Origin of the sequence: Streptomyces sp. NPDC085937 (genome assembly GCF_044540535.1) — a bacterium.
In the GTDB taxonomy this organism is placed as follows: Bacteria; Actinomycetota; Actinomycetes; order Streptomycetales; family Streptomycetaceae; genus Streptomyces.
The window spans coordinates 26,253-38,511 of sequence record NZ_JBITSH010000005.1 but is presented as its reverse complement, the minus strand read 5'-3'; the positions used below and the strand labels follow the sequence as shown (position 1 = coordinate 38,511).

At 74.6% G+C, this 12,259-nt stretch carries 12 protein-coding genes; 6 read left to right on the top strand and 6 right to left on the bottom strand.

Annotation, left to right across the window (positions count from 1 at the left end):
• Positions 1–3: 3 nt before the first annotated feature.
• Complete coding sequence (locus tag ACIF8S_RS12810) at positions 4–738, top strand: response regulator transcription factor (protein ID WP_399999074.1); 735 nt, start codon at positions 4–6, stop codon at positions 736–738.
• Positions 735–2,204: a sensor histidine kinase gene (locus tag ACIF8S_RS12805; RefSeq protein ID WP_399999072.1), complete on the top strand. Its 1,470-nt coding sequence runs from the start codon at positions 735–737 to the stop codon at positions 2,202–2,204. Before ACIF8S_RS12810 ends, ACIF8S_RS12805 begins: the two co-directional genes overlap by 4 nt.
• 81 nt (positions 2,205–2,285) lie before the next feature.
• Here ACIF8S_RS12805 and ACIF8S_RS12800 read toward each other — a convergent pair whose 3' ends face one another.
• The gene (locus ACIF8S_RS12800) at positions 2,286–4,109 is read right to left on the bottom strand and encodes a bifunctional metallophosphatase/5'-nucleotidase (protein ID WP_399999071.1); all 1,824 of its coding nucleotides are present in this window, start codon (positions 4,107–4,109) and stop codon (positions 2,286–2,288) included.
• A 171-nt stretch (positions 4,110–4,280) separates the two neighbouring features.
• Here ACIF8S_RS12800 and mshD point away from each other — a divergent pair, with 171 nt between their 5' ends.
• On the top strand, positions 4,281–5,207 hold the full coding sequence (gene mshD, locus ACIF8S_RS12795; RefSeq protein WP_399999070.1) for a mycothiol synthase: 927 nt from the start codon (positions 4,281–4,283) through the stop codon (positions 5,205–5,207).
• Here mshD and ACIF8S_RS12790 read toward each other — a convergent pair.
• The 5 genes from ACIF8S_RS12790 to ACIF8S_RS12770 form a co-directional block, all read right to left on the bottom strand.
• Positions 5,167–5,886 (bottom strand): ABC transporter, encoded by a 720-nt coding sequence (locus tag ACIF8S_RS12790; RefSeq protein ID WP_399999450.1) that lies wholly within the window; start codon positions 5,884–5,886, stop codon positions 5,167–5,169. The two genes, mshD and ACIF8S_RS12790, sit on opposite strands and share 41 nt — an antisense overlap.
• Positions 5,883–7,406: an ABC transporter permease gene (locus ACIF8S_RS12785; RefSeq protein WP_399999069.1), complete on the bottom strand. Its 1,524-nt coding sequence runs from the start codon at positions 7,404–7,406 to the stop codon at positions 5,883–5,885. The genes ACIF8S_RS12790 and ACIF8S_RS12785 overlap by 4 nt, the downstream gene beginning before the upstream one ends.
• Positions 7,403–8,263: an ABC transporter ATP-binding protein gene (locus ACIF8S_RS12780; protein WP_399999068.1), complete on the bottom strand. Its 861-nt coding sequence runs from the start codon at positions 8,261–8,263 to the stop codon at positions 7,403–7,405. Before ACIF8S_RS12780 ends, ACIF8S_RS12785 begins: the two co-directional genes overlap by 4 nt.
• A 71-nt stretch (positions 8,264–8,334) precedes the next feature.
• A complete protein-coding gene (locus ACIF8S_RS12775; RefSeq protein ID WP_399999067.1) occupies positions 8,335–9,186 on the bottom strand; it encodes a zf-HC2 domain-containing protein in 852 nt (283 codons plus the stop codon).
• Complete coding sequence (locus tag ACIF8S_RS12770) at positions 9,183–9,734, bottom strand: RNA polymerase sigma factor (RefSeq protein WP_399999066.1); 552 nt, start codon at positions 9,732–9,734, stop codon at positions 9,183–9,185. Before ACIF8S_RS12770 ends, ACIF8S_RS12775 begins: the two co-directional genes overlap by 4 nt.
• Before the next feature lie 109 nt (positions 9,735–9,843).
• Here ACIF8S_RS12770 and ACIF8S_RS12765 point away from each other — a divergent pair, with 109 nt between their 5' ends.
• Genes ACIF8S_RS12765 through ACIF8S_RS12755 form a run of 3 tightly spaced genes read left to right on the top strand, consistent with a single transcriptional unit; the run spans position 9,844 to position 12,157 of the window.
• A complete protein-coding gene (locus tag ACIF8S_RS12765) occupies positions 9,844–10,269 on the top strand; it encodes a GntR family transcriptional regulator (RefSeq protein ID WP_399999064.1) in 426 nt (141 codons plus the stop codon).
• A complete protein-coding gene (locus ACIF8S_RS12760; protein ID WP_399999063.1) occupies positions 10,266–11,156 on the top strand; it encodes an ABC transporter ATP-binding protein in 891 nt (296 codons plus the stop codon). Before ACIF8S_RS12765 ends, ACIF8S_RS12760 begins: the two co-directional genes overlap by 4 nt.
• Complete coding sequence (locus ACIF8S_RS12755; RefSeq protein WP_399999062.1) at positions 11,153–12,157, top strand: ABC transporter permease; 1,005 nt, start codon at positions 11,153–11,155, stop codon at positions 12,155–12,157. Before ACIF8S_RS12760 ends, ACIF8S_RS12755 begins: the two co-directional genes overlap by 4 nt.
• Positions 12,158–12,259: the final 102 nt, after the last annotated feature.

The following is a 12,259-nucleotide window of genomic DNA, read 5'->3' as shown; positions in this document are numbered from 1 at the left end:
CCGATGAGCCCCGCAGACGGCGACCGTGCCCCCCAGCGCATCCTGATCGTCGACGACGAGCCGGCGGTGCGCGAAGCACTCCGGCGCAGCCTGGCCTTCGAGGGATACGACACCGAGGAGGCCGTCGACGGCGTGGACGCCCTGGACAAGGCGGCGGCCTACCGTCCCGACCTCCTCGTCCTCGACATCCAGATGCCCCGGATGGACGGACTGACCGCCGCCCGCCGGATCCGGGCCACCGGCGACACCACGCCGATCCTGATGCTGACGGCCCGGGACACCGTCGGTGACCGCGTCACCGGGCTGGACGCCGGCGCGGACGACTACCTGGTCAAGCCGTTCGAGCTGGACGAGCTGTTCGCGCGGATCCGCGCCCTGCTGCGGCGCAGCACGTACGCGGCGGCGGTGGCCGCCTCCGCCGAGTCCGACGACGTCCTCATCTTCGCCGACCTGAGCATGAACCTGGCCACGCGGGAGGTGTCCCGGGCCGGGCGCCCGGTGGAACTGACCCGCACGGAGTTCACCCTGCTGGAGATGTTCATGGCGCATCCGCGCCAGGTGCTCACCCGTGAGCAGATCCTCAAGTCGGTCTGGGGCTTCGACTTCGAGCCCTCGTCCAACTCGCTCGACGTGTACGTCATGTACCTGCGCCGCAAGACCGAGGCGGGCGGCGAGCCGCGCCTGGTGCACACGGTGCGGGGGGTGGGGTACGTGCTGCGGCAGGGCGGCGCGGAGTGACCGGACCGGTGCGCCGTTTCCGCGCCCTGCCGATCCGGGCACGGCTGTCCCTGCTGGTCGCCGCGGCCGTGGCGTTCGCGGTGGCCGCGGTGTCCGTGACCTGCTGGTTCATCGTGCAGGGCAAGCTGTACGAGCAGGTCGACGAGGATCTGAAGAAGGCGACGGTGCTGCAGGGCCCGCAGCGGGTGGACGAGATCCGCAGCGCCCTCACCGACTGCACGGAGACCCCCCGGGACGAGGGTGCGGGCGGTTTCCAGTACACGTACTCGCAGGTGGTCAAGGAGGACGGCACGGTCTGCCTGTTCCCCAGCTCGGTGGGGAACGTCCGGGTCACCGCGTCGGACCGGCACGTGATCGCCAACGCGGGCGAAGGCTCGCGGGGCATCTTCCGCAACGGCACGGACGAGGACGGCGACGACGTCCGGGTGCTGACCCTGCCCCTGGTCATCAACGACCCCTCCACGCTGACCAGCACCCACGCGGCCGTCATCGTGGCGGTGCCGCTGAAGGGCACCGTGTCCACCCTCAACGACCTCGCGCTGATCCTGCTGCTCGTCTCCGGCATCGGGGTGCTCGGCTCGGCCGCCGCGGGTCTGGCCGTCGCCCGGGCCGGACTGCGCCCGGTGGACAAGCTCACCGAAGCCGTCGAGCACGTCGCCCGCACCGAGGACCTGAGCATCCGCATCCCCGTGGAGGACGAGTCGGAGGACGAGGTCGCCCGCCTCTCACGGTCCTTCAACTCCATGACGTCCGCGCTCGCCAGCTCCCGTGACCTGCAGCAGCAGCTCATCGCGGACGCCGGGCACGAACTGCGCACCCCGCTCACCTCGCTGCGCACCAACATCGAGCTGCTGACCCGCAGCGAGGACACCGGCCGCCCCATCCCGCCGGCCGACCGCAAGGCCCTGCTCGCCTCGGTGAAAGCGCAGATGACGGAACTGGCGGCGCTGATCGGGGACCTGCAGGAGCTGTCCCGCCCGGACCCGGACCACCAGGCGGGCCGCACCGGGATCGTCCCCTGGCACGAAGCGGTCGAGTCGGCCGTGCGCCGGGCCCGGCTGCGCGGCCCGGAGCTGACCGTCACGGCCGACGTGCGCCCCTGGTACGTGCGGGCGGAACCGGCGGCGCTGGAGCGGGCGGTGGTCAACGTGCTGGACAATGCGGTGAAGTTCGGTCCGCCCGGCACCACGGTCGAGGTGCGCCTCGCCGACGGCGTCCTCACCGTCCGGGACCACGGCCCCGGGATCGCCGCCGACGAACTCCCGCACGTCTTCGACCGTTTCTGGCGCTCCCCGGGCGCCCGCGCCCTGCCCGGCTCCGGACTCGGGCTGTCGATCGTGGCGCGCACGGTGCAGCAGGCGGGCGGCACCGTCGCCCTCACCCCGGCCGAGGGCGGCGGCACCACCGCCACCGTCCGCCTCCCGGGCGCCCCGACCCCGCCCCCGGAGGTCCCCGGAACCCCGTGACCGCGGGGAAGCGGGAACGTGGGAAAGCGACGGGGCCGGTGCCCACCGTGTGGTGTGCGCCGGCCCCGGTCGTGATGCGGGTTACTGCACGATGGTGATGCGGTCCGCCGCCGACGGGGCCAGCGGGGAGCCGGCCGAGGAGTTGGCGGTCAGGTACTGCTCCAGGGCCGCCAGGTCGTCGTCACCGACCAGGTCGTCGGTGCCCTCGCCCAGGGTGGTGAAGCCGTCGCCGCCGCCCGCGAGGAAGCTGTTCGTCGCGACGCGGTAGCTCGCCGACGGGTCGATCGCCTCACCGTTCAGCCGGATGGAGTCCGTGACGACCCGGTCGGCGCCGGTCTTCGTCAGGTCCAGCGTGTAGGTCAGGCCGTCCGACACCTGGAGGATCTTCGGCGCCGCCTCGTTCTGGCCGCTGACCTGCTCCTTGAGCGCCTGGATCAGCTGCTCGCCGGTGAAGGTCTGCAGGTTGACCGTGTTGGCGAACGGCTGGACCGTGAACGCCTCCGCGAAGGTCACCACGCCGTCGCCCTCGCCGCCGCTCGCCGCGTAGGTGAGCGAGGCGCGGATGCCGCCCGGGTTCATCAGGGCCAGGTCGGCCTCCGGGTCCAGCGTGCGGGCGTACTCGAGCTGCGCGTCGGCGATGAGGTCGCCCAGCGGGGACTCGGTGCCGTCCTTGACGACGTCGCCGGAGATGTAGCCGATCGCGCGGTTGCCGATGGGGGCGGCGAGGGTGTTCCACTTGCCGATCAGGCCGGTGATGTCGGACGCCTTGGGGACGTCCCGCGAGACCACGTGGTTGGCGGACTTCACGGCCGTACGGGCGATGTCGCCCGTCTTGCGGTCGTAGGTCAGCGTGGTGTCGGTGTAGAGGCGGCCGAAGGACGCGGCCGAGGTGACCATGCGGGGCTTGCCCGCCGGGTCCGGGATGGTGCAGACGTACGCGTTGTGGGTGTGGCCGGTGACCAGCGCGTCCACGTCGGGCGAGACGTTCTTCGCGATGTCCGCGATCGGGCCGGAGATGCCGTCGCCGGCGCCCGGGGCGTCGCAGTCGTAGTTGTAGTTCTGCGAGGCCGGGAAGCCGCCCTCGTGGATCAGCGCCACGATGGACTTCACGCCCTTGCGGCGCAGCTCCTTGGCGTACTTGTTGATCGTCTCGACCTCGTCCTTGAAGACGAGGCCCTTCACGCCCTCGGCGGACACGATGTCCGGGGTGCCCTCGAGGGTCACGCCGATGAAGCCGACCTTGACGTCCTTCTTCTTCCACACCCAGTACGGCTCGAGAAGAGGCTTCTCGGTTTTCTCGTTCAGCACGTTGGCCGTCAGGTACGGGAAGTCGGCGCCCTTGAACTTCTTGTCCGTGTAGCAGCCGTCCGTCGGGTGGCAGCCGCCGTTCTGCAGGCGGCTCAGTTCCTTGGCGCCCTCGTCGAACTCGTGGTTGCCGACCGAGGTGACGTCCAGTTCGAGCTTGTTCAGCGCCTCGATGGTGGGCTCGTCGTGGAACAGGCCCGAGATCAGCGGGGAGGCGCCGACCATGTCGCCGCCGGCCGCGGTGATGGAGTACGGGTTGCCCTTACGGGCCTGGCGCAGGTGCGTGGCCAGGTACTCCGCGCCGCCCGCGTCGATCGTCTTCACCGTGCCGTCGGGCTGGACCTCGGTGACCCGGCCGGAGGAACCGGTCGGCGGTTCGAGGTTGCCGTGCAGGTCGTTGAAGGACAGCAGCTGCACGTCCTGGTAGCGGCTCGGCCCGTGGCCGTGGCCCTTGCCCTTGCCGTGCTGCTCGCCCGCGTTCGCCGACCCGGGCAGGGCCGCGGCGGCCAGCGCACCGACGGTGAGGACACCGGCGGCGGTCGCGAGGAGACGGTTCGTACGGCGTCTGCGGCGCGGGTGCGCCGGGGATGTGGCTGGCATACGCCCCCCTGTCGGTGCGAGTGGGTACCGGCGCAGCCTAGAGTCAACGCGCGTAGCGCGACAGGGGCTTCCGGGTTACGACCTGGTTTATCTTTCGCCGGTGCCGTCGCCACGGCGTGCGCGCGGCACGCTGCCGCCCCCTCACCCGGCCGTCCCCTTACCCTCGTACGCATGACCAGCGACGCCTTCTCCCGGCCCGGCCGCCCCCGTTCGCTCCAGACGTACACCGTGCTCGACACCGACCAGGTCGAGGCGGTCCTCGCCCTGCTCGCCGACGCCGCGCGCGCCGACGGACAGCAGGCCGTTTCCGAGCAGGGCCGGCTGCAGCTGCGCGGCGGGGAGCGGGACGGCGTCTCGCACCTGCTGCTCACCGTCGACGACGACCTCGTCGGCTACGCCCAGTTGGAGGACACCGACCCGGTGGAGCCGCCGGCCGCCGAGCTGGTGGTGCATCCCTCCTACCGGGGCCAGGGCCACGGGCGGGCCCTCGGCACCGCGCTGCTCGCCGCGTCGGGCAAGCGGCTGCGGGTGTGGGCGCACGGCGGGCACTCCGCCGCCCGGCACCTGGCGCAGGTGCTCGGGCTGACGCTGTTCCGCGAACTTCGGCAGATGCGGCGGCCGTTGTCCGGCCTGGACCTGCCCGACCCGGTGCTGCCGGAGGGCGTGGAGGTGCGCGCCTTCGAGCCCGGCCGGGACGACACGGCCTGGCTGGCGCTGAACGCCGCCGCCTTCGCCCACCACCCCGAACAGGGCTCCCTCACCCAGCGCGACCTCGACGACCGCAAGGCCGAACCGTGGTTCGACCCCGAGGGCTTCTTCCTCGCGGAGCGCGACGGCCGGCTCGTCGGCTTCCACTGGACCAAGGTGCACCGGCAGGAGGGCCTCGGCGAGGTGTACGTCCTCGGGGTCAGCCCCGACGCCCAGGGCCTCGGGCTCGGCAAGTCACTGACCACGATCGGGCTGCGCCACCTCGCGGACCAGGGCCTGCCCGCCGCCATGCTGTACGTCGACGCGGACAACAAGGCGGCCGTGTCCGTGTACGAGCGGCTGGGCTTCGTCACCCACGAGACGGACCTGATGTACCGGACGGAGACCTGAGCGCCCGCAGCGTGCGGCGCCGGACCGGTTCGGCGCAGCTCACCGCCAACGCCAGGAGCAGGGCGCACAGCAGCACCGCCCAGCGGTCGTGGGCGGCCGCCCAGCGGGGGTCGGCCGGCTCGGTGAACATCCCCCAGCCGGCGGGGCTCAGCAACGGCGCCAGGACCGCGGACAGGAGCAGGAGGGCGGCGACCCCCTGCCCCGGCCGTGCGCTGCCCCGGCGCGCCGCGAACGCCGCGCCGGCCAGGGCGAGTACGAGGGCCGACGCCGCCTCCAGGGTGACGTCCCCGGCCGGGGGGCGCGCCTCCTCGGGGACCAGCAGCAGCGCGGCGGTCCACCACAGGGCGGCGAACGGCACCAGCAGCGCGTACCGCAGCGCCTGCCGCAGGGCGCGCCGGACGGGCACGGCGGCCGTGGTGTGCCGGGCCGGGTCGTCCAGCAGGAACGCCGCGCCCAGCGCGAAGGACAGGGCGGCGGCCCGCAGCGCGGTGACGGTGGCCCACGGGGTGACCTCGCCGCCCGACAGCCTCGGCAGGGCGGCCGCCAGCAGTCCCAGGCCGCTCGCGGCCGCCACCGCCCGCCAGGGGACGGCGCGGGCGACGGGCCGCAGCAGCTGAAGGGCGGTGCCCCCCGTCCGCGCCTCGCCCACCGGGGCGTCGCCCGCCCGGGCTCCGGTCACCCGCACGTGTCGTCACCTTCCGGCTTCGGCAGGCCCAGCACCTGAGCCACCCGGTCCGTCGACACCTTGGGCGCTGTCAGTTCCCGCCAGCCGGAGCGCACCTTGGCCTCGGCCTCCTGACGGGGCAGCGCCAGCAGTTCCCGCAGCACCTCGGTGTGGGCGGCGGTCATCCGCAGCGGCTCGGTCTGCGAGATGACGATCGCCGAGCCGGTGTCGCTGTCGTCGATCCGCACCCGGCGCAGGTCCGCCACCGGGTCGGGGCGGCCGGCGAGGGCCAGCCACATGACGGTGACCATCCGGCCGTCGCACATCTCGCCCACCTCGGCCTCCGTGCCGGTGACCAGCACTCCGGCGACGGCGACCGCGAACTCCGGGACGCGGTTGCCGCCCCAGGCCGTGCCGACGGTGACCTCGCCGGGGCGGGTGGCCGGCGGGATCGGCCCGTCGGAGTCCAGGCCGTAGCGCGCCTCGACCCGCTGCCGTACGAGCAGCGGCCTTTCCGGCGCGTCGCCCCCGGCCAGGGCGCGCACGTCGTCGACGGTCTCCGCCCAGTCGCCGGTGCGCGGCCCCCACTCGGGGAAGGCGCAGTACGTCGTGGTGTCCCGCTCGGCGCAGGTCTGGAGCTTCTCCGGGGTGACCGTGGCCCGTACCCGCGCCTCGGTCGTCGCCTCCGGCACCCCGCGGGACTGCCCCACCGCGCCGACGACCGTCAGCGCCACCGCGCCGGCGGCGGCCGCCTGCACGGTCCGCAGCCGGGCGCCGCCGGACAGCAGCAGCGCCACGAGCATCAGCGTCAGCGCGAGCCCGCCCAGGTACAGCGCGTGCCACCCGGCGGGGCGGCCGATCAGGTCGGAGGGCAGGGTGATGAGGCTGAACTCGGTGACGGACGGCACCAGCCACCGGGTCCAGCCGTCGGTGGCGAAGCCGGTGAGGAACATGGCGAGGAAGAGCAGGAGGACGATCAGCAGCGGTGCCGCGACGGGCGCGGCGAGCAGGCGGGCCAGCAGCACCCCGAAGCCGCCCAGGAGCAGCACCGACAGCGGGCCGACGAGGAGTTCGCCGATCGAGCCGTGCCCGACGGCGCCCGGCTTGAGCGCCTCCCAGGCGAACTGCGCGCCCACGCACGCCCCGGTCAGGAGCGCCGCCGAGACGACGGACAGCAGGTGCGCGACCGTGCGCTGCCACCGCGGGAGCACCAGCACGGCGAGGTGCCGTTCGGTGTCGTGGCGCCGGGCGCGCAGCACGGCCTGGTTGGCGCTCAGCAGCACCGCGAGGCCGACCAGCAGCGGTCCGTCCTGCGTGGCCCGGTCGGCGTCCTGCAGCGCGGGGAAGCCGTCGAAGGAGTCGCGGGTGTGCCACACGATCCAGGCGAGGTACGCCGCGAAGGCGACGAGCACCGGCACGCGGGTCAGGAGCCTGCGGGACTCGAAACGGGCCAGGGCGAGAACGGCCGCCGAGGAGGCGCCGGGCGCCCGCGTCACGGGGGCCGGGGCGGGGGCCGTGGAGGTGGTCGTGCTCATGCGGTCACCTCCGCGCCCGCGCCGTCCAGGGTGAGCAGGTAGCCGTCCTCCAGGGTGGGTTCGAGGAGGTCCGCGCCGGCGGGCGGGTCGCCCACGTTGCGGAAGGTGCCGAGGCCCGTGCGCCAGCCGGCCTTGGCCCCGGGGTCGCGCCCGTCGCTGCTCCACACGCGTCCGGCGGCCCGTGCGGTCAGCTCGGCGGGGCTGCCGTCGAAGCGGACGGTGCCGCCCGCGAGCACGACCACCCGGTGGCAGAGCATCGCCACGTCCTCGGTCTGGTGCGTGGACAGCAGCACGGTCCGGCCCTCGCCGGCGGTCGCGATCAGCTCACGGAACCGCATGCGCTGTTCGGGGTCGAGACCGACAGTGGGCTCGTCGAGGACGAGGAACGCCGGGTCGCCGGCCAGTGCCGCCGCCAGCGCCACCCGCTGCCGCATGCCGCCGGACAGCTTGCGGATGCGCTTGCCGCGCACGTCGCCGAGTCCGACCTCCTCCAGCACCCGCCGCACCTCGGCGTGGCGGGCGGTGCGGTCGGTCAGCTCCTTGAGGATCGCCACGTAGTCGACGAACTCGAAGGCGGTGAAGTCGGGGTGGAAGCCGGGAGTCTGCGGCAGGTAGCCGAGCCGGCGCCGGACCTCCTGGCGGCCGCGCGCGGTGCCCGGGTCGTGGCCGAGCACGGTGAACGCGCCCCGGTCGGCGGGCACGGCGGTGGCGAGGACGCGCAGCAGGGTCGTCTTGCCCGCGCCGTTGGGGCCGAGCAGCCCCGTGACGCCGGGGGACAGCCGCAGCGACACGTCGTCCAGGGCGCGCGTGCGGCCGTAGTGGAGGCTCAGCCCGGAGGCCGAGATGGTGGGGGACATGAGGAACTCCCGTGGCAGGTGGTGGGGGCCGGGGCGGCGACGCGCCCCGGCCGGTGAGGAGCCGGGCGCGGTCAGACCGCGGGGTCCCGGCTCAGGTCGAAGCGGTCCCGGAGCAGGACCAGCAGTCCGGCGGCGAGTACGGCGACGGCCGCCGACACGCCTTGCCCGGCCGCGGTGAACGGGGCGAGCGTCCCCTGTCCGCCGCCCCGCAGGGCGTCCGCCGTGAGCAGCAGCGCGATCCAGCCGCCGCCGACGAGCGAGGGCGCCAGGACGGGGCCGAGCCGGGCCGACAGCGCGAGTGCCGTGGTGATGAGCGCGAGCGCGGGCAGCAGCCAGCCCAGGGCGAGCAGCCCGTACCCGGGGAGGGCGAGGGTGGCCAGGCCGTTGAGGCCGAGCCCGGCGGTCAGCACCGCCACCGTGCGGATCATCAGCAGCCGGAAGCCGTGCATCGGGGCGACCACGGCCATCTCGTACGTCGGGTCGACCGCCGGCCCGTACGACAGGGCGACCCCGGCGAGCGGCAGCAGCGGCGCGAGGGCGAGGAACAGCGTGACCCGGCCGCCCCCGGCGTTGCCGACCGTGACCGCCACGGTGAGCACCAGCACGGCGGCCACCGCGCCCAGCCAGGAGCGGCGCAGCGCCGGGGTGGCGACCAGCAGCCGTGCGGTGTGGTCGGGCACGCCGATCCGCAGCAGCAGCGACTCCAGCAGGCCCGGCCGGGGCGCGTCGAGCTCGGCGTCCAGCCGCTCCCAGCCCGTGTCGAGGGCCACCGGGTCGCCGAGGGCCGCGAGGACGGCACGGCAGCGCGCGCAGGCCGTCAGGTGGGTGTCGGCCGACCACAGCGCGGGCGGGTCCAGCTCGGCCCGCGCGTAGGCCCGCAGGTCGTCCTCGGGGACGTGCCAGCGTGTGTCCTCGTACGTCATGCCAGCGCCTCCCGGAGTTGCCTGCGGGCCCTCATCGCCCGCGTCTTGACCGTGCCCGGCGGGATGCCGAGCAGGACCGCGGCCTCGCGGGTGGTCAGCCCGTCGACCACGGTCGCCTGGAGCACCGCGCGCAGTTCCGGCGACAGCCGGACCAGGGCGCCGGCGAGGTCCCCGTGCTCCACCCCCGCGAGCACGCGCTCCTCCGCCGACACCTCGTCGCGGTGCCGCAGTCGCGCCAGCGCCTGCCGCAGCCGCCCCCGTGCCCCGGCGCCGCGCAGGGCGTCGACCAGCCGGCGTGAGGCGATCCGCCACAGCCAGCCGGCGGCGTCCGCGCCCGCCGCGTCCTCACGCCAGCGGGCCGTGCCGCGCCACACCGCGAGGAAGGTCTCCTGCACGACGTCGTCGACGAGGGCCGCGTCGGCGCACCGGCCGCGCATGCGCGCGGTCAGCCACGGCGCGTACCTCCGGTACAGCTCCTCGAAGGCGCCCCGGTCGCCGTCGGCCGTGACGGCGCGCAGCAACTCGCCGTCGCTTCTCTTCTCGCTCACGTCTCCTCATCGGACGGGCCCGGTCGATCGGTTCACGGAACCGGAGTTGACTTTCGCATCCCCCTGCACCACCCTTTCACTACTCATTTAGTGAAAGGGTGGTTGTCGAGTGGTCGACTACCGCATCGACCGGCGCAGCGGCGTGGCCACCTACGTCCAGATCGTGCAGCAGACGAAGCAGGCGCTCCGTCTGGGGCTGCTGGCCCCGGGCGACCGGCTGCCCACGGCCCGCGAGGTCGTGGAGGCCACCGCCGTCAATCCGAACACCGTGCTGAAGGCCTACCGGGAGCTGGAGCGCGAGGGTCTGGTGGAAGCCCGGCGCGGCCTCGGCACCTTCGTGCGCCGCTCGCTGGGCGCCTCCCCCGCCGACTCCCCGCTGCGCGTGGAGCTGGAGGAGTGGGCCGCCCGGGCCCGGGAGGCCGGCCTGGAGCGGGAGGACGTCGCCGCGCTGTTCACCGCCGTACTCGAGACGCACTACCCGGAGCAGGCCGCGCACGCCGCGCCTGCGCGACCCCCACAGGGAGACCCGTCATGACCGTCCCGGCCCTCGAGGCGGAGGCGCTCGGCAAGCGCTTCGGCCGACGCGCCGACTGGGCACTGCGCGACTGTTCCTTCCGGCTGCCCGCCGGCCGTGTGTGCGCCGTCGCCGGCCCCAACGGCGCCGGCAAGTCGACGCTCCTCGCGCTCGCCGCCGGCCTGCTCGCCCCCACCGAGGGCACCGTCCGTGTGCTCGGCGCCCACCCGGCCGCCGCCCGCTCCCGGGTGGGCTTCGTCGACCAGGACAAGCCGCTGTACCCGCAGCTCACGGTCGCCGAGACGCTCCGCATGGGCGCCGACCTCAACCCCGGCCACTGGGACGCGGAGACCGCGCGGCGGGTCGTGGACGGCGGGGACCTGGACCCGGGCAAGCGGATCCGCTCCCTCTCCGGCGGCCAGCGCACCCGGGTGGCGCTCGCCCTGGCCCTGGGCAAGCGGCCCGAGCTGCTGCTCCTGGACGAGCCGATGGCCGACCTCGACCCACTGGCCCGGCACGAGCTGATGGGCCTGCTGATGGGCGAGGCCGCCGCCCACGGCACCACCGTCGTGATGTCCTCGCACGTCGTCGCCGAGCTGGAGGACTCCTGCGACCACCTGCTGCTGGTGGGCGGCGGCAAGATACGGCTCTCCGGTGAGATCGACGACCTGCTGGCCGCCCACACCCGGGTGACCGCCCCCGCCGCGGCGGACCTCTCCCCGCACGAGGTCGTCGAGTCCCGCACCACCGGCCGTCAGCTCAGCGCGGTGATCCGCCCGTCCGGCCCGCTGCCCGACGACTGGCGCACCGCCGCGCCGTCCCTCGAGGACCTCGTGCTGTCCTACCTGCGCAATCCCGCGGCCCCGGCTCTGACCCCCGCGTCCGACACCCTGGAGGCCGCCGCATGACCGCCGCCCTCACCACCCCGGCCGCCCCCGCCGCCGCCCGCACCGCCGGCGCCCCCCGCCAGTGGCGCTGGCTGGTCCGGCTGCACCGCCCCGCCCTGATCGGCGGCGGCGCGCTGGTGCTGCTCACCGCGGCGGCCCTGGTGTGGCTCGGCGGGCCACTCACCGACGCCTCGGCGGCGGCCTGGAAGGCGTACAACGCATGCGGGTTCACCCCGCGCTGCTCCTACGACCAGAGCGCGATCCTGCTCTACAAGGACGTCTACAACTACACGACGTTCGCCGTGCTGACCATGCCGTTCCTGGTGGCCGCCTGGGCCGGGGGCGCGCTCGTCGGCCGTGAGACGGAGTCCGGCACGGCACGCCTGGCCTGGACCCAGGGTGTCTCCCCGGCCCGCTGGCTGGCGTCCCGGCTGGCCGCCCCGGCCGTGCTCACCGTCGCCGCGACCGGTCTGCTGGCGGCGCTGCACCGGTGGGCCTGGGCGGCGGGCAGGGACCGCGTCGACACGGCCAAGTCCTGGCACGACATGGACACCTTCCACGCCAACGGCACCATCCCCATGGGCCTGGCGCTGGCCGGTCTGGCGGCGGGTGCCCTGGCCGGGCTGGCGCTGCGCCGCGCGATGGCCGCGATGGCCGCCGCAGCGGTCGCCGTCGGCGTGCTGTGGGGCGCCGTGCACGCGTCCGTGCCGTACCTTTGGCCGTCCGTGACCCGGGTCAGCGGCCTGAACGGGGGGCCGCCGGGGCAGGGCATGTTCGTCGGCGAGGGGGTGCTGACCCCGGACGGCCGGGCGTCGGCCCCGTGTGTCAGCGGGCGGCTGTACAGCTGCCGCGACACCCTGGCCGACATGGGCGCGACCGCCTTCTACCGCGACCTGCACCCCGCCTCGCACTACTGGCCGCTCCAGCTGGTCGCCTCGGGCATCCTGCTCGCCGCCGCCGGCCTGCTCACGTACGCGGCGTTCCGGGTGCTGCGCCGCACGACCGGGACGGCGCGCGGCTGACCGGGTGCCGCCTGCCCACCGCAGTTCCCCGCGCCCTGAAGGGGCGCGGGGAACTGCGCGATCAGCCCGCGAGGGGCCGCGGTCGGCGGACGGCGGACCCCG

What these genes read in the sequence shown, in the direction of transcription:
- ACIF8S_RS12785 (WP_399999069.1), bottom strand. Translation starts at nt 7,406, where the DNA reads ATGAGCACGACCACCTCCACGGCCCCCGCCCCGGCCCCCGTGACGCGG.
- ACIF8S_RS12800 (WP_399999071.1), bottom strand. Translation starts at nt 4,109, where the DNA reads ATGCCAGCCACATCCCCGGCGCACCCGCGCCGCAGACGCCGTACGAAC.
- ACIF8S_RS12810 (WP_399999074.1), top strand. Translation starts at nt 4, where the DNA reads ATGAGCCCCGCAGACGGCGACCGTGCCCCCCAGCGCATCCTGATCGTC.
- ACIF8S_RS12760 (WP_399999063.1), top strand. Translation starts at nt 10,266, where the DNA reads ATGACCGTCCCGGCCCTCGAGGCGGAGGCGCTCGGCAAGCGCTTCGGC.
- ACIF8S_RS12775 (WP_399999067.1), bottom strand. Translation starts at nt 9,186, where the DNA reads ATGACGTACGAGGACACACGCTGGCACGTCCCCGAGGACGACCTGCGG.
- ACIF8S_RS12755 (WP_399999062.1), top strand. Translation starts at nt 11,153, where the DNA reads ATGACCGCCGCCCTCACCACCCCGGCCGCCCCCGCCGCCGCCCGCACC.
- mshD (WP_399999070.1), top strand. Translation starts at nt 4,281, where the DNA reads ATGACCAGCGACGCCTTCTCCCGGCCCGGCCGCCCCCGTTCGCTCCAG.
- ACIF8S_RS12780 (WP_399999068.1), bottom strand. Translation starts at nt 8,263, where the DNA reads ATGTCCCCCACCATCTCGGCCTCCGGGCTGAGCCTCCACTACGGCCGC.